Source organism: Frankia sp. R82 (assembly GCF_023716925.1).
Lineage (GTDB): Bacteria > Actinomycetota > Actinomycetes > Frankiales > Frankiaceae > Frankia.
The window spans coordinates 84936-103857 of record NZ_JAMQQG010000019.1 but is presented as its reverse complement, the minus strand read 5'-3'; the positions used below and the strand labels follow the sequence as shown (position 1 = coordinate 103857).

At 68.0% G+C, this 18922-nt stretch carries 27 protein-coding genes; 1 reads left to right on the top strand and 26 read right to left on the bottom strand.

The features are described from left to right. Positions 1 to 334 precede the first annotated feature (334 nt). The 5 genes from ND747_RS05775 to ND747_RS05755 all read right to left on the bottom strand — a co-directional run bounded on the left by ND747_RS05775 (position 335) and on the right by ND747_RS05755 (position 5188). Complete coding sequence (locus ND747_RS05775) at positions 335 to 754, bottom strand: restriction endonuclease (RefSeq protein ID WP_251732413.1); 420 nt, start codon at positions 752 to 754, stop codon at positions 335 to 337. Between the two features lie 330 nt (positions 755 to 1084). After that, a complete protein-coding gene (locus ND747_RS05770; RefSeq protein ID WP_251732412.1) occupies positions 1085 to 1969 on the bottom strand; it encodes a phosphotransferase in 885 nt (294 codons plus the stop codon). 709 nt (positions 1970 to 2678) lie between these two features. Continuing rightward, positions 2679 to 3398, bottom strand: a complete 720-nt coding sequence (locus ND747_RS05765; RefSeq protein ID WP_251732411.1) for a hypothetical protein — start codon at positions 3396 to 3398, stop codon at positions 2679 to 2681. A 220-nt stretch (positions 3399 to 3618) separates the two neighbouring features. Next, complete coding sequence (locus ND747_RS05760) at positions 3619 to 4134, bottom strand: transcriptional regulator (RefSeq protein ID WP_251732410.1); 516 nt, start codon at positions 4132 to 4134, stop codon at positions 3619 to 3621. Positions 4135 to 4708: 574 nt separating this feature from the next. Then, positions 4709 to 5188: a hypothetical protein gene (locus tag ND747_RS05755; RefSeq protein WP_251732409.1), complete on the bottom strand. Its 480-nt coding sequence runs from the start codon at positions 5186 to 5188 to the stop codon at positions 4709 to 4711. A gap of 176 nt (positions 5189 to 5364) precedes the next feature. Here ND747_RS05755 and ND747_RS05750 point away from each other — a divergent pair, with 176 nt between their 5' ends. After that, on the top strand, positions 5365 to 5610 hold the full coding sequence (locus ND747_RS05750; RefSeq protein WP_251732408.1) for a hypothetical protein: 246 nt from the start codon (positions 5365 to 5367) through the stop codon (positions 5608 to 5610). Between the two features lie 26 nt (positions 5611 to 5636). Here ND747_RS05750 and ND747_RS05745 read toward each other — a convergent pair whose 3' ends face one another. The 21 genes from ND747_RS05745 to ND747_RS05645 form a co-directional block, all read right to left on the bottom strand. After that, positions 5637 to 6170 (bottom strand): hypothetical protein, encoded by a 534-nt coding sequence (locus ND747_RS05745; RefSeq protein WP_251732407.1) that lies wholly within the window; start codon positions 6168 to 6170, stop codon positions 5637 to 5639. Positions 6171 to 6310: 140 nt separating this feature from the next. Continuing rightward, positions 6311 to 6484 carry a hypothetical protein gene (locus tag ND747_RS05740; protein ID WP_251732406.1) on the bottom strand — a complete coding sequence of 58 codons (174 nt, stop codon included), beginning with the start codon at positions 6482 to 6484 and terminating at the stop codon, positions 6311 to 6313. A gap of 497 nt (positions 6485 to 6981) precedes the next feature. Next, positions 6982 to 7713 (bottom strand): hypothetical protein, encoded by a 732-nt coding sequence (locus ND747_RS05735; RefSeq protein WP_251732405.1) that lies wholly within the window; start codon positions 7711 to 7713, stop codon positions 6982 to 6984. Between the two features lie 172 nt (positions 7714 to 7885). Beyond that, positions 7886 to 8434, bottom strand: a complete 549-nt coding sequence (locus ND747_RS05730; RefSeq protein ID WP_251732404.1) for a hypothetical protein — start codon at positions 8432 to 8434, stop codon at positions 7886 to 7888. A 356-nt stretch (positions 8435 to 8790) separates the two neighbouring features. Then, positions 8791 to 9705: an N-6 DNA methylase gene (locus ND747_RS05725; RefSeq protein WP_251732403.1), complete on the bottom strand. Its 915-nt coding sequence runs from the start codon at positions 9703 to 9705 to the stop codon at positions 8791 to 8793. 95 nt (positions 9706 to 9800) lie between these two features. Further along, positions 9801 to 10325: a hypothetical protein gene (locus ND747_RS05720; RefSeq protein WP_251732402.1), complete on the bottom strand. Its 525-nt coding sequence runs from the start codon at positions 10323 to 10325 to the stop codon at positions 9801 to 9803. 204 nt (positions 10326 to 10529) lie between these two features. Continuing rightward, positions 10530 to 10922, bottom strand: a complete 393-nt coding sequence (locus tag ND747_RS05715) for a DUF4211 domain-containing protein (RefSeq protein ID WP_251732401.1) — start codon at positions 10920 to 10922, stop codon at positions 10530 to 10532. 207 nt (positions 10923 to 11129) lie between these two features. After that, complete coding sequence (locus ND747_RS05710; RefSeq protein WP_251732400.1) at positions 11130 to 11354, bottom strand: hypothetical protein; 225 nt, start codon at positions 11352 to 11354, stop codon at positions 11130 to 11132. Positions 11355 to 11423: 69 nt separating this feature from the next. Beyond that, a complete protein-coding gene (locus tag ND747_RS05705) occupies positions 11424 to 11732 on the bottom strand; it encodes a hypothetical protein (protein ID WP_251732399.1) in 309 nt (102 codons plus the stop codon). 70 nt (positions 11733 to 11802) lie between these two features. Further along, the gene (locus tag ND747_RS05700) at positions 11803 to 12996 is read right to left on the bottom strand and encodes a DNA polymerase III subunit beta (RefSeq protein WP_251732398.1); all 1194 of its coding nucleotides are present in this window, start codon (positions 12994 to 12996) and stop codon (positions 11803 to 11805) included. 166 nt (positions 12997 to 13162) lie between these two features. Beyond that, positions 13163 to 13450, bottom strand: a complete 288-nt coding sequence (locus ND747_RS05695; RefSeq protein ID WP_251732397.1) for a hypothetical protein — start codon at positions 13448 to 13450, stop codon at positions 13163 to 13165. A gap of 310 nt (positions 13451 to 13760) precedes the next feature. Next, a complete protein-coding gene (locus tag ND747_RS05690) occupies positions 13761 to 14027 on the bottom strand; it encodes a hypothetical protein (RefSeq protein ID WP_251732396.1) in 267 nt (88 codons plus the stop codon). A 151-nt stretch (positions 14028 to 14178) separates the two neighbouring features. Next, a complete protein-coding gene (locus ND747_RS05685) occupies positions 14179 to 14517 on the bottom strand; it encodes a hypothetical protein (protein WP_251732395.1) in 339 nt (112 codons plus the stop codon). Between the two features lie 55 nt (positions 14518 to 14572). After that, positions 14573 to 14932, bottom strand: a complete 360-nt coding sequence (locus ND747_RS05680) for a hypothetical protein (protein ID WP_251732394.1) — start codon at positions 14930 to 14932, stop codon at positions 14573 to 14575. 148 nt (positions 14933 to 15080) lie between these two features. After that, positions 15081 to 15593 (bottom strand): hypothetical protein, encoded by a 513-nt coding sequence (locus ND747_RS05675; protein WP_251732393.1) that lies wholly within the window; start codon positions 15591 to 15593, stop codon positions 15081 to 15083. Between the two features lie 111 nt (positions 15594 to 15704). After that, positions 15705 to 16712 carry a DUF932 domain-containing protein gene (locus ND747_RS05670; RefSeq protein WP_251732392.1) on the bottom strand — a complete coding sequence of 336 codons (1008 nt, stop codon included), beginning with the start codon at positions 16710 to 16712 and terminating at the stop codon, positions 15705 to 15707. A 96-nt stretch (positions 16713 to 16808) separates the two neighbouring features. Beyond that, the gene (locus tag ND747_RS05665) at positions 16809 to 17192 is read right to left on the bottom strand and encodes a hypothetical protein (RefSeq protein WP_251732391.1); all 384 of its coding nucleotides are present in this window, start codon (positions 17190 to 17192) and stop codon (positions 16809 to 16811) included. Then, a complete protein-coding gene (locus ND747_RS05660; RefSeq protein WP_251732390.1) occupies positions 17189 to 17572 on the bottom strand; it encodes a hypothetical protein in 384 nt (127 codons plus the stop codon). Before ND747_RS05660 ends, ND747_RS05665 begins: the two co-directional genes overlap by 4 nt. Before the next feature lie 64 nt (positions 17573 to 17636). Next, entirely contained in the window at positions 17637 to 17984 is a 348-nt protein-coding gene (locus tag ND747_RS05655; protein ID WP_251732389.1) for a hypothetical protein, read from the bottom strand. Beyond that, positions 17981 to 18412 carry a hypothetical protein gene (locus ND747_RS05650; protein WP_251732388.1) on the bottom strand — a complete coding sequence of 144 codons (432 nt, stop codon included), beginning with the start codon at positions 18410 to 18412 and terminating at the stop codon, positions 17981 to 17983. Before ND747_RS05650 ends, ND747_RS05655 begins: the two co-directional genes overlap by 4 nt. Positions 18413 to 18467: 55 nt before the next feature. Next, a complete protein-coding gene (locus ND747_RS05645; RefSeq protein WP_251732387.1) occupies positions 18468 to 18680 on the bottom strand; it encodes a hypothetical protein in 213 nt (70 codons plus the stop codon). Positions 18681 to 18922 lie beyond the last annotated feature (242 nt).

Sequence of the window (18922 nt, the reverse complement as noted above, 5' to 3'; positions counted from 1 at the left end):
GCCCAACATGTCGTAGAGCCTAGAGGAACGGCTGAGGCTCGGCAGACCCACCTGGAGCAGCGAGCATCCCGCGAGGCCCGCTAGCCGGCGCAGCAGATCGCCTGACGCCCGTGCCATCGCCAGGCCGACGATCTGCGGACACGACCATGCTGCAGAGAACGGCACATCGGCAAACAGATGTTCGATGTCGAGCTACTCCTGAGGAATATTGCACGGATCGAATAGCGGCACTCCACCAGTCAGATTAAAATGTATTCGGTGGGTATCTGGTCGAAATTAGACATCGCCGGTAGTCGTCGATAAAAGAAATGTGTTGCCGATGGCGGGGCTCTGCTCATTGATGCAGCAGCGACGGTGTTGCAGTCTCTTCGAATTTTGCTCCCCCCCGCGCGCGTGGGGACAGCCTTCGGGCTATATCTATCGAGAAATTAAGATTTGCTCCGTCGGATATCGCGAGAGCTATTCTTCGCCTTCTAGCGAGCTCTATAGCGCCCGATTGAAAACCTGACGAAGTGACGAAAATCGCCTTCTGTGCATGCACATCTTCGAGCGTGTCGGACAGAATCTGAACCTGGCGCCGCTCCACCCTCCTGCGGAGGAGCTTGCACTCAACGATGATCAGAAATTGCATCCCGAGCTGTTCGAAGCGGAGTGTGCCGTCAACGATGTATCGCGTGTCGCCCACCAGCACCTCTTGGTGGTTGACCTGCACACTGTCGGCTGGACCCTGCTCGCGCGCAAGCAAGTCGAGCACACGTAGCTCGTAGCTGTTGGGGTCTCCGGCCCAGCCGGAGGCCGAGACGCCACCCGACACGCGGTCAGTGTGCCACAAGCCTCAACCGAGGCCTGCGCAGGGTGCCGGTGCTCCCGATGCAGACCCATGCACGGCCAAGATCGTTCGCATCGGGTTCCGTCGCCTCAGCAGGTGAGGCCGCGCAGACTAAGCACCCTGGCCGCTGGTACATCGGAAAGGAGTCTGACCTGTCCGATCGCGAATACGGCGGGGTTCGGATACGAGCACTCTGCCAGTCAAATGAGGTTTATTCGGACCAGAAGCCGATTCCGTTCGATGTTGAAATAGGCGTCAATGATCGACGCGGGTCCGAAACTCGGCGAAGACAACGTCCGCCAAGCGTCGCAATGCCCGGTACCGGCGAGCTACCTGGGGAACAGATGCGGCCTCGCGGTGAATGCGCATTTCTCGTAGCAGCAGGGCACAGATGTAGAAGCGAAACGCTGCCCGGCCGGCGGCGTGGGCTGCGACCCGTGCTTGCGCGGCTGGATGGTCCATCAACGTCAACCAGAGCAGAGCGTGGTCGTAGCCGGATGGCCGTAACCCAGCGTGCTCCCAGTCCAGTAATGCGATCTCGGTGCCGGTGGCCAGCGCGTTGGTCAACAGCAGGTCGCCGTGGCTGAACACCTGCGGGATCGAGGTGAGGTCACCCGCCCACGCCTGCAAGGCGCCCCCTGACACGCCGATGTCGGCGGCAGCGGCGAGGTCGGCGGCGGTCAGCGCAGGACGGCCGGCGTCCTCGGCGAACCGCGTCCCGCCCGGCCAGGCCGCCAGCGCGTCGGCGCAGGCAAGTACGGACTCGACCACCGGCAGCGCAATGACATCGGGATAACGCTGGGCGGCGGCCGGACTGCCCGTGAGGTGCTCGATCAGCAGAAGGCCGCGGGCGGGCGGGGCCAGCATCCGGGGGGTGCGCACCGGCGGCGGATCGGCGGCGAACCGTTCGTACGCCCGCCCCTCGGCGTCGTGGCGTCGCCGCCACCGCGCTTCCCCGGCAGTGAGGATCTTCAACACGGCCGGGGAGCCCTCGTACTCGCCTGCCAGCAGCACCGCCTTGCCTGTCATACACAGCGGCCGGTGGAGCACCAGCCTGGAGTAGTGGTTCCGGACGTCAGCCAGCGCTTGGTTGGAGACGACCGGCGGCATCCAGCCGGGGCGGCTGACGGCACGGGCCATAGTCACTCAGTATGCCTACCTCCGCCACTTGGGTACAGCAGCACAGATCGGCGCCCCGTCGCTGCCGGCGCGGCACCGACAGGTCAGTACCGACGAATACCGCGCGGTTCGAATAACAGCACTCCGCCAGTCAAATAGGAATTATTGTCATCCAATGCAACCGGCCATCTGGCCAGACTGCGGGACGTCGAAGGGGCCCGATGCTGCCAGGCGGTGCTTGCGGCCCGGAGCCACGGCCACCGCTGTCCGGTTGAGGGGATCAGAGTGTCGGCTTGTGAGGCACCCGGACCGCACCCATCTGGGCCCGACGCAACCGCCCCAGACGATCAAGTAACTCGACGCTCTCCATCACCGCAATTCAACATCACCCGTGCGACGGCAGCAGGAGGCCCTGCGCCTGGTCCCCGGTGGCGGCCCTGATAACCGGGCCACATGCACTCAAGATCTCCGACCTACGAGGAATACGACAGGGCTCGGATAACAGCACCCTGCTATTTAATAGGAAAAATTGCAACATGCGGCTCGACGTGTCGATAGCAACCTAGCATCAGAATCGGAGTGCGAATAGCCCACCGTCTTCACTGCGGTCGGTTAGGCGTTGTTCGAGAACAAAGTCGTTCACACTACGGCCGTCGGGAAGCGCATTTGGGGCTGTGGAGCGGTTTCGGTGGCTGGCGTGGTCTACGCCGGATGTGAGCTGCGGTGTCGGTCAATCCTGGTGCGGAGGGCGGGTGGAGGCTGGTGTCATCAGGGCGAGGGCGGCGAGATCGAGGGCGGTGCGGCCGGCGCGGTCCAGTTCGGCAGCGAGGCGCGCGGAGCTGTCTTGCCGGTCGGATTCTGGGCGGGTCGGGCTGGAGATCTCATGGGCGTGTAGGGGATCGCGGATCGTTTGCTGGGCGGATGCGATGGTGTCGAGCATGCGGCGGATGCGGGCGACGAGGTCGGTTCCGGTCGTGTTCGCGTCTGTGGCTGTGCTGGTGGCGAGATCCACGGCGGCGAATCCGGGGATGGTGTTGTCCCCGAGGTCTTGGGCGAGATGGTCTGCGGCGTGGGCCAGCAGGTACAGGCATCTCACGGTCTCGGTGTGGCGGTCGAGGTCGCTCAGGTCGGGGTCGTGCAGCAACCTGTGCAGCGTCAGGGCGTGGGAGGCGACGCGGGCGCTGGCGGGGGCAAGGGGTGCCCTGTCGAGGGCCCAGGTGGCCCGGCTGCTGTAGCAGCCGATACCGGCGAGGCCGCCGAACAAGGTCAGCCCGCTCGCTGCGAGGGTGCGAAGGCCCGGGGGGTTGGTGAACGGCGGCCACATGATCGTGCAGGCGACGGCGGGCAGCATGAGCAGCAGTTGGACGGCGATCGGGAGGAGCAGGCGGCGACGCCGGTAGCGTCGGGCAGCGCGCAGGACCCGCGCGTCGAGAGTCAGGGTGGTCTGCACGTCCTGGGCCTATCTCCTTCCGCGCAGTGTCGGTCGAGAGCAGAGCGAGCGATAGTTGCTCGACGTCGGGGAAGGCCGACTCCGACTCGCCCGTTCCATGATGGCCGACGGCGGCGTCCATGGTCGCGAGGGTTGTCGTGGCCGCCGCGTTCCTCCCGTGGCGCACGGCGGGAGGAACGCGGCGGTGGGACCGCTCCCGGAGGAATCATGGCGCCCGGATTCAGGCGGGGTCGGGGGTGCTCCGGAGGCTGCTGGTGGCGTCGAGTACCTCCCACTGCTGGAACCGGTCGAGCAGCTGGTCGCGGTCGAGGGTGTAGAGGGTGGCGAGGGTGTGCAGGTCTGCGTCGCGGATCGAGAGGACGTGGCCTGCGTAGTCGCCGCGTTCCCGTTGGATCTCGGCGACCCAGCGACGCAGCGGTCCGACGTCGTCCGTGGACGCGCGGGCCAGCGCGGGCAGGTTGAGCACGACGCGGGCCGTGCGCTGCGGGAGAACGTCTGGGTGCTCGCCGGGCAGCAGCGCACGGACGGGGACGCCGTAGAAGGCCGCGAGGTCGGCGAGCTGCTTCATGCTGATCATGCGGTCGCCGCGTTCGTAGGAGCCGACCGCCGCCATCTTCCACCGACCGCGGGAGAGGACCTCGACCCGCTGGAGCGAGAGATTCTTCTGGGTACGGATGGCGCGCAGCCGCACGCCTACTTCCTGTGCGTAGGTGCGGCTCTCACGGGTTGCGGGCATGGTTCCTCCTCAGGAATGGGTGGGGCGGGATCGCGGGAAGGAGTGGTGGGGGGTTCGGGTCCGGTGCCAACGTCGGATTTCGGGGCGGCCGGGAACAGGGTGGGTGGCTCGCGAGGCTGTGCGGATGCGGCGACAGGCGATCCGACAGCCCTGGCCGGCCTCGGGCGGCGGTCCTTTGTAGGCATGAAAGTCTCCGAGGTTCGGCACAGAGGTGATGAGTGCGGGGCCTACGCCGCGTCGCTGTGCGAGCGCGCCTCGATTCCCGGGACGCAGGCGGGCCGGGAGCGGGAGCCGCCGAGCTCGGCGCGGCACCCGGCGTGCAGCTGGCAGCCCGTCCACCAGGAAGGTGGACGCGAGCTCAGGGGCCGCAGCCCAAGTACGGGAAGAGGAAGCGGGCGGCGTCGCCGTCCGTGCTCTCCGCGAGCATGCCGTCAGTGACCGGGAGGAGTGGTCCCTCGTCACGTGCTGGTAGACGGTGCCCGGGTCGGGTGCCCCTGCCACGGCCGGACGCCGGGCGGGGCGTGACCGCTTCGCCGGGCCCGGCGCTGAACCGATTTTCTCGGCGGGCGCTGGCCTACTCGGCGACGAGCAGGTGGAGCAGGCGGACGCCGGGGAAGCCGTCGGTCGGCAGTGTTGGCAGGTCGAACGTGCGGGGCTCGTCGAAGACGGGCTGGCCGTCTGGCCGGCGGCTGTAGGGGGCCCAGCCGTAGTCGACGCCGTCGGCGGCGTCGTAGGCGGTCCACACCACGCTTTCCTGCTCACCGTCGCGCAGGGGCCGCACGGAGAACGTATGGGCGTGCAGGCCGTCGAGGTGCACCTCGACGATCTGCGGGACGGCGAAGGTGAACCGGCGGGCGTGCAGGGTGCGGGCGTGCTCGGCGGCGCGGGTCTCGAAGTCAGTCCGGGCGTTCTCGCCGTGGACGTAGTCGTAGTCGGACATGATCTGGCGGCGGTCCCCGTCGAGGACGACGATCGCCGGGTAGTCGGTCATCCGGATGGACTGCTGCACACGGCCCACGACGTCGGTCACCAGGTTCCAGGTGGCGTCGTTCATCGCAACCTCCAGCGGTCCAGGAGTACCGTTCCCGATTCCTTGGCGGTGGATCGGTGGTTCGGGGTGTAGCCCACGGTATGCGGCTGAGCATGCCCCGTGCCGCCTGCTGGCTATGGTCCTGGGGTTGCGGTGCAGGTCTTGGCGGACATGGACAATCTCGCGACCCGGTGGATGCCGTGACGGCCACGGGTGCGGCCGGGCGGTTGGCGGCGGCGTGCTGGCCAGCGGCATGCCGGCTGGCGGTCGCCGAGGGTTGGCCGTGTGCGGATCTCGCGCTGGCGGGCGCCTACCGCAGCGACGAGGAGCCGCTGCTTCTGGTGACAGGCGATGGCGACGTCACGCACCTGGCGAGCCGGTATCCCGGACCGGTGGCGAGCGCCGGGGTGCTGGTGCGCTGGTTGGACCGCACCCGCCCGGCCTGACCCGCCCGCGTGTCCAGCGGGGCGGGTTAGGTGCGGTTGCGTCGTTGCAGGTTCTCGTCGAGGAGTTCACGTAGCAGGACGAGACCGGGTCCGCCTCCGGGGTTCAGCGGGATCGAGAAGATCTGGTCCGAGCCATCGAACGCGTCGAAAACGGGTGTGCCGTCGCGCTTGCGCCGGTAGGGAACCATGCCGGAGTCGAGGCCCTCCTCCGCGTCCCAGAGCACCCAGAGGATGACGTGCAGTTCGCCGTCGTCCTCCAGCAGTGGCCCGCCGGTGTAGGGGGAACGCAGCCGGACCTCATCGTCTCCGTCGATCACGACGGGCCTGCTGATTTGCGGAACGGCCAGGATGAGGCGTTCGAGCACGATACGGTTCGCCTCCTCAGCGACCTGCCGCTCGAACGCCTCCGCGCGGGCGGGATCACGCAGATAGGCCGAGTTGCTCAGCGTGCGCGACGGTTCGCCTTCCAGGACCGCGATCGCAGGCTGGTCTCCTTTCGCCAGAGCATCCTGCAGATCCTTGACGGTCATGTCGACCAGGACGTGGGATTCGAGGTTCATGGCGGTGTCCTCTACGTGGCGCGGGGTCGCAGCGGCGGGCCGTACCGGACGGCCGTCCCCACCAGTCTGATCGCGCCAGGACGGTGAGCACCACATCGGGAGCGTGCTCACCACCGCCGGTCCCTCTCGCACCCAGCCCGTCACAGCCTTCTGATCTTGTCGAGGGAGGTGGTGACGTGTCCGTCCCGGCCGAGGTCGACGACGAGCTGCTCACCGTCGATGTCGACGATCCAGCCGAACCGCCAGATCTCCCCGTCGCCCAAGGGGACTTGGACGGCGCTACCGATGGTGAGGTCGTCGGGCTCGTTGTCCATGGTGGCGTCCCTTTCTGCGGCGGTGAAAATGCCGACGGCGACGGTTCAGAGGAGAAACGGAATTGTTCAGCGTGAGGTCCGCGAGGTGGAGGCGGCCGATGATTTCCCGGGTCGGCCAGTGGGTCAGCAGGCCGCAGATCAGGCAGCAGTAGTGGCCCTGCCACCGGGTCGAGTTCGGATCGATTTCTCGGCTGCGGTGGACCGGGACGAATCCGCTGGTCTCCGGGGTGTTTCCGCATCGGCACAGCCAGGCATCCTGGGAGCCTGCGCAGGCAAGGTATTCACGCACGCCTGTTCTCTTTTCTTGTGCAAATAGTCAAGATGGGGAGGAGGTGTAGACCGGCAGGTCCCAGCTACGGCTCTGCCTGCCGGCGCGGCCTGTGGCGGACGTGACGGCGTCCGCCACAGGCCGCGCTCTCGCCGCAGCGGTGGGGTCGGACGCTGTGATGGCGCTTGGCAGGCTGGTGACCTTTCTGGTCGCCGCTACCGGGCGCGGTTCAGCGGTCCCAGGGGTCGCGGCGAAGGTGGTCTCGGGGAGTCGCCCTGGCCTGGATGACGGTGTCGGTCCAGGTGGCTCCGGCGGTGTCGGCCTGTTCGGCCGTGGCGAGGACCGCGCGGGCGCGGGGGGACAGCGTCCAGCCGAGGTGGCTGAACAGAGCCAGCGCGCTGTGGTCCCCGAGCGCGCAGGCGTGGACGGTGTCTACCCGGAGGTATGCGGCGAGGTGGCCCAGCAGTCCGGTCGGGTAGCCGCGGTGAAACAGTCCGCTGCCTCGGAGCGGGCTGATCATTTCGCTGGCGTGGTGCGCGGCGACAGCCGAGAGCACGGCCGTCACGGCGGCGTCGCCGATGCGGACGTCGTCGGGCTCGTCGTCGTCCATCGTGTGCAGGACGGCGGTGTTGACGGCGTGGCCCCAGGGCCAGCCCTGGTCGGCGAGATCCTCGGAGGTTCGGGCCAGGGCGGTGGCTTTTGCGGTCAGCGGGTAGTCGAGCGCCTCGTAGACGTCGGCGGCGGGTCCCAGGTTGAGCAGGCTTTCTGGAGGGAGGTGGCAGTCGAGTCCGAACAGGACATGGGCGTGCAGGCGGTGCGGCCAGCCGTACTGATCGAAGTATGGCCAGAGAAGCGTGTCCTTGGCCCGGGAGGTGACGGTGTCCTCGCCGTTGACGGTCAGGACGTGACGCAGCCGGCCGAGGAGTTCGGCGAAGCCGAGCAGATGCGGAGTTGATGGCATGGCAAAGCGCTCCTTTCGGAGACAACACGGCGGACAGGCTGATCGGAAGGGCGCGGGCCAGGGGCCGGCGGCGGGCGGAGAGGCGTGTTCTCCCGGTCTGGACCGTTCTGGCCGGTCGCAGATCACGCCCACGGCGAACGCGGCGGTGCGCTGACGAAACTTGCTGGGTTGGCTATTGGATACGGGCGTAGACGCAGTCCACGGCCACGCTGTTGTGCATGCCGCCGCAGATGATCGCGCCGAGCTGGCGATCCTCCACAGACAGGGCCTTACGGATATCACCCTCCCATTTGTCGATCTTCGCGCCGAACAGTGCCTCGTAGTGGTTGAGCCGGGATTCCGGCGCCAGCTTCTCCTGGTCGGGGAACGCCTTCTCCCACAGTCGGAAGTAGAGCCCGTAGCCGTACGACGGGAAAGGTGTTTTCTTGCTGACATCGGCCAGTAGGCAGCACGCTTCGGCCGCCGTACCGGACCGTGTTTCCTTCCCTGCGGCTACCCGTTCGAGAATCTCTCGGAAATGCCCCCGGTAGACGAACTCGACCGGAAAGAGGATTGCGCTGGGGGCCATGATCAGGTAGCTGTGGAAGAGCTGGTCCCGCTTGTGCGGGTGGCGGGCAACCGCCTGCTCGATCTCGCTTTCGGCCCAGTCGAGAGCCGACAGGGCGATGGTGGCCAGCTCCGTGTGGTTCGCGATGAGCTGGTCGATCTTGCTTGTGGGCATGGCTGTACTCCGCTTTTCCAAGCCGGGTGGTGGTGTTCGTGCCGTGCGGTGGCAGCGCTCGCATCGGTTCCGCCCGCGCAGGGAGGGTCGCGAGGAAGGCTGTAAAGGCAGCGCTAGCCAGGGGTCCAGCGGCTGTGGCCGGGGCCACGAGACCTCGACGGAGGCGTCGATGCCTTGGACGACGACCGTCTGGCGCACCGCCAGTGGCGTGTCCTCCCGGACCGGCAGGGCCTCGGGTATCTGCGCCCGCGGTGGACGGGCGCGACGGCGCGGCCCGCCGCGCGGGACATCCGTATGGCGGGCCGAGGTCGGTGATGCACAGGCGGGGGTCGCTGTGCTGGTCGTGCGGCGGCTGGTCAGGTTCTGGCGTCGGGTGCGGGGGGTGGGGTGGCCAGGTCGACGAGCCGGGCGACGCCGCCGAGCACGTCGGCGGCGAACGCGGCGGCGCGCAGCTGCCCGGCGATCTGGAGGACCTCTGCGCGTTGGGCGATCGCCGCGGTCTGCCAGGACTCGGCCAGAGTGTCACCGACCCCGAGCACGACCTGCGGGCCGAGTTCCCACAGCACTGCGTTCACCGCGGCGCAGGCGACCGCAACGGCGTCGATGTCTCCGCCGACCCACAGCACGCCGGCCGGGTCGAGGCCCCGGGCACGCAGGGCCTGGGCGGCGGCGCGGAACAGCCCGCCGGTGCCGAGAGCCGGGTCGATCACGGACTGGCCCGGGGCGATCTCGTTGGTGAGCAGGACTGTAGCGAGAGTGTCGGCGAGGGGGCCGGGGGTGTAGAACTGGCCGGCGGCCAGACGGGCACCGTCGGCGCGTAGCTCCACGAGCAGCGGGCCGAACACGTCGGCGTCCCGGCGTCGCAGGGTGCCGGTCAGGTGCAGCTGTCCGGCATCCAGCGCGACGCGGGCGACGCGGCGGGCCGCGTCGACGGTGGCATCATCCGCGGGGTTGTCGCCGAGCCAGGGAGCGACCAGCGGCCAGGCAGCGGGCAGCAGGTCGGGCCGCGCCCGCACGAAAATCGTCCAGTAACGACGCAGGAACTCCCGGAACTGGTCGGTGTCCAGCCCGGCGATCAGGACGGCTGTGGCCGAGATCTGCCCTATGGGGGGTGCGACCAGGGCGAGCGCGGCGACGGTGGACAGCGCGATCTCCGGCGAGGCGCTGTTGCGCGTGCTGTGCCAGGCACGCGCAACAGCGTCCGCGAGGCTTCTCACGTCCGGGGCGCGGGCGCCGGAGGAACGGTGTGGCTGACGCGGGGGTGAGGGCATGCGTGATCGCTCCCTTCCGCGGGGCGGGGCCGGCGTGTGTGCCGGCGGCAGGCTGTGGACGACAGGGATAAGAGCCGGGGGGTTCTGCGGGTCGGTCAGGCGGAGAACGCAGACCCTCCGATGGGGCGAATCCGCAGAGGGTCACCGCCGGCGTAGGACGCGGCGAGGGTGCCGTGATCGGTGATCACCGTGTAGGAGCGCAGCCAGACGGCGAACCAGGGCTCCGCCGCCGCGCCACGGCGCGCCGCCGTGTCCGCCGGGGGGATCATCATCGGGTCAAGGGGGTGAGAGGCGCTGCGGTAGTAGCCGAGGCTGCCACGGACCATGGGGCAGGCAGAGGCGGTGTAGGCGGCGCAGACCGGGTGTACCGGAGGTTCGGCGGTGCACAGGCGGGGCAGGTCGGACAGGCGCATCAGCAGCACCAGTGGCGTGGTGAGGCGCTGGCCGCACACGCCGCACAGACGGGCCTGTAGTGCCTGGTCTTTGCGGTGGAGGTCGAGGGCGCCGAACAGGGGGTGCCCGGCGGCGGTGCGGGCGGTGATCCAGGGGACGGCAAGGCCGCCGACGGTCGGTAGATGTGCCAAGGTCAGCGGAATCGCAGGATGTGTCGGCTCTGCCATAAGGGTTCCTGTTCGTAAGGTTCCTGGGTCGCAGGGTTCTCCCGTGCTCGGTGGTCAAGGATCGAAGCCGGGCCCGTGATGTTCCAACGCCACCAGGCGGAGCTTTCCCGCACCGGAACGGTTGTCTTCCAGCACGGAGGTAGAAGAAGGCGACGGAAAAACCGCGACATGACGACGTCGCTGTCTGCGGTGAGGGCGCCTCGGTCAGGTTTGTGGGGCATCCGGATGTTCGGGGCGCTGCCGCCAGACCCGAAGGTCGCCGTCACGTTCGTAGCCCAGGGCGTCGGCGAGCCGGTAACAGGTGTGGCAGTGACGCTCGCAGGCGCGGCATGCATCACTGAACAGCAGGGATTTCCAGACCTCACGGGCTTCGAGTGGGGTGATGAGCCGGTCCCGCCATCGCGTGATCTCGGCGGGAATCATGGCCTGGAGGGCAGTCAGAATGCGGACGAGACGGTCCGGGTCGTATCCCGGGCTCAGATGGTCCCAGGGGGCGGCGTTCTGGAAGGCGTCGCTGACGCCATTGACTCCGCCGTGCAGCACCTGCAGAAGGGCGCGGGCGTCGGCGATGTCGTCCGCGGTGGGGGTACCGCCCATGTTCGTTCTGCGGGTTGCGGCAGTGCGTCGCGAGCGACTGGTAGGCCGTGTGCGGGGCTGAGGCGGCATTGTTCCTTCCCCTTTCTGCTATGGCTTCGACGGTGCTGTCCCGAGCCGGTGGGTACCGCGCCCCGCCGGTTGTCTCCGCCGGGCCGCCCGGTCGCTCGTAGCCGGGCGGGTGGCGCATGGGCTGTGGGGGCGGGGGGTCTATCGCGGTGGGACACGGCGCCGATCTTGCCGGCGACGGCCTGCGGCAAGGTCGGCGAGAACGGTAATAGCGACGGCAGCGGAGACAACGTTGAGGACGGTGAGGACGATGTAGGCGACGAGCGTGGGAACGTCGTTTGCGGCGGCGACGCCCAGCAGCCACACCAGCAGCACGAACCCCCAGAAGTGACCACGGCGACGCCGACGACGACTCAGGTAAACCATCAAAATCACATTCCTTTCCAGGTGCAGGTCGGGAGGATCCGAGCAGATTGCAGGGGTAGGAAAATGTGTTCAGTTCTGCGGGGTACGCCAGGGAACGGGATGGCCGTGGTCCGGGTCGGCGCAGTCCCCGCCGGTCGCCGTGGGGCCGCGGTAAACCTCGGCGTTGTCAACCGTCACCGTGACAGGCGGATTCTGTCGGGCGCGTTCCAGGGTCACCGCGGTGTCGATATGAATAAGGAGCCTGCCGGTCTCGTCCAGCATCACGGTGACGCGAAGGGGAAAGTCGCCCACGTTTCCTGGTTCCCAGCTCGCGGCAGGGTGCGGCGGGCACAGTTCGTACATGTCGATCGTGCCGTAGTGCACCGACGAACGTCGCATTGGATCCCTCCTGGTGAAGGGCATGCGGATGTTGAGGGCGAAAGGGCGCGGAGCTGACCCGGAAGAACGGTCAGTTGCGGCGGATGGGCATCAGCAGGTGCCGGTAAGGCGGCATCTCCGCAGCCTGCCCGTCTGTGGAGGTGAACAGCACGCTTTTATCGGCGTCGGCCTGTCCGCTGAACATGACGGTGTCGAACGGGAGCGCGGCAAGGGCATCCCGGACGTAGGCGACGTTGAACGCCCAGCACATGGTCCCGGCGGTGAGCGACGTCGTCGCGGGCAGCACCGGGGCGTTGACGCGGTCGCGGTGCTCGGGAAGCAGGGGCGCCACCCGTAGCCCGTCCGGGGTCAACGTCAACGTCATGATTTTGATGTGGTCGGTGACTTTCGGGTGGGCGTTGAGGATCGCCAGGACCCGGCCGACGTGGGCCTGTACCGCTGCCCGGTCGAAGGTGGCGGTGTGCCGGGCGCTGTGCGTATCCGCCAGTCTGCGCCAGGACGGGTAGCCCTCCCCGAGCTCGACCAGGCTCGCGGTGATCTGCCCGCAGCTGAACGTGACCCGGTCGACGTCGCGCACGGACTCCGCGCGGTGTCGACCGATCTGCACCGATGGTGCTGTCCACCGTTCAGCGCACGCAGCGAGTGCCTTCCCGGGGACCAGCAGTTCGTGGCCGGTGGGCTCTGTCACGGTCGCGGGAAGCGTGTCGATGGCCATCCGGTACCGGTCGGTTGCGACCACGGTCGCGCGACCCGGTGTCAAAGACAGACGGATACCGGTCAGGATGGGCAGGGTGTCCTGCTGTCCCACGGCAGGCAGTACACGGTCCACCGCGTCGCGTAGTGCATCGCCGTCGACGGTGGCGATGGTCGGCGCGGGCCGGCAGTCGCCGGGATGGTCGTCCGCGGGAAGGCCGGTCAGCGGGACGGTGTACTCGCCGATCGTCACGGTGGGGGCGGCCGGGTCGGAGCCGTCGAGCAGGACGGGCTGGTCGTCGGTGTCTCGGCGGCGCTCGCCGCGGACCAGCGCTGTGCACATCCGGGTCAGCGCCCAGCCGTCCACCAGGAACCGGCCGGCCGAGCGGGCGACACCGGGCAGGCGAATCGAGACCGTCGCCGAGGAGCTGGCAGCGGTGAGGGTGAGGGTCCCGCCCGGATCGCCGGTGATCAGAATCCCGTTCCACGGCGGCGGGTTCGTGCGGTTCAGGACGGCGCCGACCGTGGCCAGCGCCGCGCGCAGGTCCCGGTAGGGCACGACCGCGGCCATCCCGGTATCCGTGATGGCAGGTGGTGAAAGGACAGTCATGGTGATCTCCGATGTGGGGCGGATCGCGTGCCTACCGGCGGGCCCACGTGCCAGTGCGGGCGGGCCGGGCGCGGGCCGTCGGGGCTGACATGGACAAGCCGCGTGACGGCGCGCGTCGGACCAGCGATCAGCGGTGCTCGGGCTGCAGGTGAAACCTGATGTCGGTGCTTGCGACATGTGCCGTGGTGGCCCACTCGTCGAGCGGCCCAGCGAGCAGCTCGACGAGGTGTTCATTCTGGTCCTCGGTGCTGCCCGCGGCGGTGGTCACAGCGATCAGCCGGCCGCGGGGCTCGCCGAGTTCATCGATGTAGATCTCGACCGCAACGCCCGTCGCCGCCGGACACACGGCCCGAGTCTCGTTTTCGATCTCGTCTTCCAGTACCCGGCGCAACGCGTCGCGGGCATCGACGAACACATCCCGCGCCCGCTCGACCGCGCACCGGGCGTCCGCGTGTGGAAGGCACCGGGTGCGCCGCAGGAACGACACGGGGTCACCTCGACGCCGGGTGATTCGGCCGTGCCACATCCTCATCTGATCTCCTCTCCGGAACACGAAGGTCTACCTATCGAGAGGCGAAGCCCCGCGTCGGTGCCGGTGACGATGCGCGGCCATCTCCGGGTGGCGCCCGCCGATCGGCAGCGCGTTCACCAGCTCAGGAAACGCGGAGACATCGTTTACCTATCACCCCTTTCCATCACGGTGAAAATCCAGGAAAAGCACTGGGTTATGGGCTCGGCTGGTCGCGGGAGCCTGCCCAGAAATCGGCCTTGACACGCATCCAGTCGAGTGCCTCGGCCAGGTTGGGAATGTCGTACCAGCTTTGGATACTGTTCTGGTCGTCGCGGACGAGCCCGACGTGGAACTCGCCGGGCTCGGCGCTGCTGGCGACAACAGCCCACAGCGGCACGTGGCGGCCCGCGCGGGGCACGTAGATACCGGCTACGACCGGGCAGCCGACAAACGTCGGCGGCACAGGAAACTCCGGGGCCATCGCCGTTGCTCCGTTCGGCGCAGTGGGGTGGAACCACGCGGGTGCCGGCCCTGCATGGGTCGCAGGGTTGGCACCCGCGTGTAGGACCGATGCGGTCGAGGAGACGGCCCGTCCGGTGTTGTAGAGGGGCCGTCTCCTCGACCTGCAGCGCTTACTCGTCGACGAACTCCCAGGCCCACCGGTGGCCGCCGATGTAGTACAGGCCATCGTGGGGATCGGGCGTGACCGTCTCCTCCCGATCCGGGTCGTCCACCTCGCCGGACCCGGTGATGCGCATGGTGACGGTTCCGTCCTCACCGATGGTGATCGTCTCCTGGTCGTCGGAGCCGATCGCCAACCTGGACAGGTCCAGGTTGGCGGCGATCTCACGAACCTGGTCGAGGGTGAAACCGGGAACGGCGAAACCATTCCAGCTCACATCGCTGGCCGGAACCTCATACTCGCCGAGGCTATCGAGAGTGACACGCATCGTCTTGCGCTCAGGGGTCATTACTACTCTCCTAAATCGTCAGATGACGTCTGCTGTTTCAGTGAGCAGGGTCGGGTCAGATGGGCAGGCACGAGACCAGCGGCACCCCCTCCAGGTCGAAGCGGGCCTCATCGGAAGGGACGACGTAGCTCTTGTTTCTGGAAGTAACCCGCAGCCGCTTCGTGGAGTCGGCGTCGAGAATGACCGTGGCGAACTTTCCGTCGATCGGGCCAAGAATCCCGGTCAGCCCATTGAGGTAACCGGGCTTGAGGCGATCAAGCCGCACAGGCGTGCCGGTGGTCAGGGATGCGGTCCGCAGCGCGGCGAGGGCACGATGCCTTTGCTTGACCGCCTCCATGATCTGGGGCAGGTCCTGCTCGCTGGCGTGCGACAGAATGAAATCGGTGGCGTCGGTGAGCGTCAGTGGCGTGGGCATGCGCGGCTGCCTTTCTCCTCGTGCAGGGGTAGGTGAAACCGCCCGCTGGGCCGCCCGGATGGGGCGGCCCAGCGGGCGGTTTCACGCCGGTGGTGGCCTTCCGCCGTGACGGGCCGTGCATCGGCTGCGGCGTCGGGTGTGGGTGTGCTCAGGCGGCGGTGAGGTGGGCTCGGGTGGCCGGGGCGGGTCGGCCGATGACGAACGTGCCGGGGTGCAGCGGGTGCAGCGCGTCATGCGGCATCGGCTCGCCCGGGTAGGGCAGGTGCAGCAACAGCCGTCCCGCGAGCGGACTGTCGGCGTCGTCGGGAACCCGCCGGATGGTGAGGGTGAACGCGCCGCGGGGGTCGCCGGTCGACAGGCTCAAGGTGATCGCGTCGTCGGTTTCGTTGCTGCGGATCCCGGCGCTGTTGCACCACGACAGCGCCACCCGCTCGGGTGTGTGCGGTCCACTGCCGTCGGTGCCGGTGTCGGTGTCGTCGGGAAGGTAGGCCGGACAGTCGGACTCGCCGTTGTCGTCGTCGAAGCCGTCGGATGTCTCGGTGAGGTCCGCCCCGCAAGCGGAACAGCGAAACTCGATGTCGGCGCCGAAGATCACCTCGATGGTGCTGTCGTCGTTGAGGCTGGTCACGGTCGTGCCGTCAACGGTCAGTCCGGCGAACATGGCTTCCGGTCCTTTCCGGTCAGCTGTGCGGGCAGGGCACGGCCCCCCGCCCCGACAGGCCGGACGGGCCGGCTGTCGGGGCGGGGAGGTGCCAGGGGTGTGGGTGCCGGGTCAGGCCGGCAGCAGGGTGCGCAGCGTGGCGAGGGTGGAGGTGTCGAGGTCGTCTGCCCCGCCGGTCACCGCGCGCAGCATGTTGCGTTCGGCTCGGGACGCACCGCGGACGCTCTGCTCGTGATGGGTGTAGGTGTTGACCGCCTGCACCACACCCCAGCCGGTGTTCCGCCACGGCGACACCCGTTCGTCGTGGTCCCACAGCCTGGACAGGCCGTCGCGGTGCTTCTCCGCACTGGTCCGCGCCCGCCCCTTCTCCTGCGGCACAGGGGCGTGAGCATCCAGGAACGCCGCCCACTGCCGGTCGGACACGTCCAGCGCGCACAGCTCGGCGACCTCGGCGGCGAAGTCGTCGGCGATCGTGTGCACGATCGCAAGAGCTTGGCGGGCCTCACCGAGCCGCAGATGCGACCGGGCGGAATGCTTGACCTTGATCTGCTGGCCCTGCTCCCGCAGGCCGGCCCCCATCGTGTTGTCACACACCACGTTCGTGACAACCCGCTTGAACGTCGTGGCCAACGACCCGTCAAACGACGTCGTAGCGAGCAGATTCGGGCGGAACGCCACACCCTCCGGAGTCGTGATCGTGTCGGGGACCTCCACCGACACCCACGCCACGGCCCCGCCGCGCAGCAACCCGGCCGACCCGATCGCAAGATCGTCATCGAGGAGCTGTCCGACGTTGTCGACCAACCACTCCTGATACGGGTGCGGCTGATAGCTGCCCGTGAAAATCCCCATGACGCTGCCGGTGTCCGACCGGATGATGGCCTTGCGATCCGGGACAACATCGAGTCCACCGGTGACCGGCGACTCCACATAGATCGGCTGTTCGAGAGCGTCCCAGCCGAACAACCGGCGCCCGACGTCGCCGACCGGGATCGGCCCCGGATAGTGGTTGGTCTCGCCCTGCTGCTGGTCGGCGCGATAGTGCCAGGCGTGGCCGCGCCGCTCGGTGAAGCCGATCAGCGTGTTGCCGTTCAGCCAGGTAAGAGTTTCCTTCGACATTCGGGCTCCTTCATCGAGCGGGCGGGATGGGCAGCGATGTGCGGACATGCCGACGGGCCGCCGGACACCGTCCGGCGGCAGGCAAGCGGCAGGGGATTACGGAACGGGTGTGCGGGCGGGGCGCAGCGCCCCACGGGCCTCGGCCAGCGACGACCACGGGCGGACCTGACTGTGACCCGGGTAGGTGTGTGCACGGGCGATCGCAACCGCCCGCTCCGGATCAAGCACCGACGCATCGACCAGACTGGCGATCTTCCAAGCGGTGGTGGCGACACGGACCGGCCGCCCGCCCGGCCACATCTCCTCATAGGCGCGCACCCGCCCGTCACGGGTGACCGACCGTATGACGATCAGCTCGACGTGGACGGCGTCCGGGCCGCCGCCGGTCAGCGGCTCCCGATGCGGGGACACCAGCAACGCGACGCGTCCCCGGCGTGCCGGCGTGCCGTTTGCCAGCGGCAACGACTCGACCCTGCTCACGGCACATCCCAGGGCAGGGGCAGCCGGGCCGTGGCCGGGGTCGGGTCCTCGCGCTCTTGCGCGATCAGGTCCCGGATCTGCCTCGCCAGATAGTCGGCGGGGTGCTCCCGCAGGAACAGGTCGTCGGCCCAGACGATCGACCCGGCCAGGCCGGTCGTCTCCGCCACCACGCCACCGAGAACGTCCGTGCGGTACCGGCGGTCGCAGTGCGGGCACTCCACCACCGTGATCAGCGCATAGGCCGACCACGTCCCGTTCGCGAAATGCTCCCGTTCCTCAACCGTCACGTTAAGGTCACCATCTGGGGGCAGGTAGTAGTCGTGGTCATCGTCGATGTAGACCCCGATCCGAACCACGGGATCCGCGAGCACGCCGAGCATGGCACCACCTCGAAAAAGATCAGCAGAGAAACGAAGGGAAAAGGGGGCGTGCGGCGCAGGCTGGTTAGGCGCTGGTCAGCCGCGCCCAGATGTCGCGGCACTCGGCGTCGCTGAACCCCTGCAGATGCGCGGAGGTCTCCCGCATCTCGCCGGTGTAGTAGTTCAGCGTGACCGTGCCGCCCCACCAGCAACGCACGCCAGGAAAGTCCGGCCCCCCGGACGGTCCGGTCGCTCCCGACTTCGTCAGCACGGCTACGGCGAGATCAACAGCGCTGATGCCGTCCTCGCGGTCGTAGTCGTCGGGTTCGCAGTCGAGATCCTCGGATCGTTCGCCGTGCACGACGATGTCCCCGTCGTGGGCTTCGTGGTCGAAGTAGTCGCGATGGTGGACGTGCAGATGCCGGCCGGTCACAGGACCCGCACCACCCAGCTGTCGCAGTCCTCCTCAACGCCGGAGATCTCCAGGACGATGTCCCCGTAGACGACGGCCTGTTCGTGCAGCCGGTCCCCTTCCGGGCCGTAGCCGCGGTCCCACAGTCCCACGCCCGCACGCTGGCGCGACAGCACCCACTCCCGGCCCAAAGCCTCGGGAGTCGGAGCCCGCGAACCGAGACGTTCCGCCAGCGACACCAGATCGTCAGCCGCAAAGGTCAGGAAATCGCGAATGTCCGTGGCAGGCTCGCCACGCAGATACTCGGTTTCCGATCCATCGAAACCACTGCCGTACAGATTCGTACTTTCGTCCGGGGACCACTCAACCAACGCCGATTCGATCAGCTCGCACCACGCCCCCCGCTCGAAACGGCGCACGAACTCATCAGACAGCACCTCGAAAGTCACAGACCCTCCTTTCCGGGACAGCCGACAGGCGGATAAACACCGGCACGGTAGATGGCTAACGCCACACGATCAGAAGATCGCCGCGGACGCCCTGAGCCTTGAGCACGAACGGCTCGTCATCCATCCATTCCAAACCAAACGAGTAGATCTGACAGTCAACACCGTGGTGGATCGACGCCAGACGATTCAGCAGCATCAGAAAGTGACCGAAACCATGTCGCTGAACGATCGCGAGTGCCCGCCCGCGATCACCGAGAATGTCGGGCATAATCCACCTCTCTTGAGAACGGCCAGATGCACATTCCTGGCAGGATCGGATACCAGGCGAGCGAGCGAGCGAGCGAGCGTTTCTGCCCTCTACCTTGTTACGCGCCGGGAAGCGCTCCGACCGTCCGGCCGGAAGGCGTTGTTTTCCTGGCAGGCAGGCAGGCAGGCGAGCGAGCGAGCGTTTCTGCCCTCTACCTTGTTACGCGCCGGGAAGCGCTCCGACCGTCCGGCCGGAAGGCGTTG

Coding starts and splice junctions, on each gene's coding strand:
- ND747_RS05770 (WP_251732412.1), bottom strand. CDS start 1,969: ATGGCCCGTGCCGTCAGCCGCCCCGGCTGGATGCCGCCGGTCGTCTCC.
- ND747_RS05760 (WP_251732410.1), bottom strand. CDS start 4,134: ATGCCCGCAACCCGTGAGAGCCGCACCTACGCACAGGAAGTAGGCGTG.
- ND747_RS05755 (WP_251732409.1), bottom strand. CDS start 5,188: ATGAACGACGCCACCTGGAACCTGGTGACCGACGTCGTGGGCCGTGTG.
- ND747_RS05745 (WP_251732407.1), bottom strand. CDS start 6,170: ATGAACCTCGAATCCCACGTCCTGGTCGACATGACCGTCAAGGATCTG.
- ND747_RS05740 (WP_251732406.1), bottom strand. CDS start 6,484: ATGGACAACGAGCCCGACGACCTCACCATCGGTAGCGCCGTCCAAGTC.
- ND747_RS05735 (WP_251732405.1), bottom strand. CDS start 7,713: ATGCCATCAACTCCGCATCTGCTCGGCTTCGCCGAACTCCTCGGCCGG.
- ND747_RS05730 (WP_251732404.1), bottom strand. CDS start 8,434: ATGCCCACAAGCAAGATCGACCAGCTCATCGCGAACCACACGGAGCTG.
- ND747_RS05725 (WP_251732403.1), bottom strand. CDS start 9,705: ATGCCCTCACCCCCGCGTCAGCCACACCGTTCCTCCGGCGCCCGCGCC.
- ND747_RS05720 (WP_251732402.1), bottom strand. CDS start 10,325: ATGGCAGAGCCGACACATCCTGCGATTCCGCTGACCTTGGCACATCTA.
- ND747_RS05715 (WP_251732401.1), bottom strand. CDS start 10,922: ATGGGCGGTACCCCCACCGCGGACGACATCGCCGACGCCCGCGCCCTT.
- ND747_RS05710 (WP_251732400.1), bottom strand. CDS start 11,354: ATGGTTTACCTGAGTCGTCGTCGGCGTCGCCGTGGTCACTTCTGGGGG.
- ND747_RS05705 (WP_251732399.1), bottom strand. CDS start 11,732: ATGCGACGTTCGTCGGTGCACTACGGCACGATCGACATGTACGAACTG.
- ND747_RS05700 (WP_251732398.1), bottom strand. CDS start 12,996: ATGGCCGCGGTCGTGCCCTACCGGGACCTGCGCGCGGCGCTGGCCACG.
- ND747_RS05690 (WP_251732396.1), bottom strand. CDS start 14,027: ATGGCCCCGGAGTTTCCTGTGCCGCCGACGTTTGTCGGCTGCCCGGTC.
- ND747_RS05685 (WP_251732395.1), bottom strand. CDS start 14,517: ATGACCCCTGAGCGCAAGACGATGCGTGTCACTCTCGATAGCCTCGGC.
- ND747_RS05680 (WP_251732394.1), bottom strand. CDS start 14,932: ATGCCCACGCCACTGACGCTCACCGACGCCACCGATTTCATTCTGTCG.
- ND747_RS05675 (WP_251732393.1), bottom strand. CDS start 15,593: ATGTTCGCCGGACTGACCGTTGACGGCACGACCGTGACCAGCCTCAAC.
- ND747_RS05670 (WP_251732392.1), bottom strand. CDS start 16,712: ATGTCGAAGGAAACTCTTACCTGGCTGAACGGCAACACGCTGATCGGC.
- ND747_RS05660 (WP_251732390.1), bottom strand. CDS start 17,572: ATGCTCGGCGTGCTCGCGGATCCCGTGGTTCGGATCGGGGTCTACATC.
- ND747_RS05645 (WP_251732387.1), bottom strand. CDS start 18,680: ATGCCCGACATTCTCGGTGATCGCGGGCGGGCACTCGCGATCGTTCAG.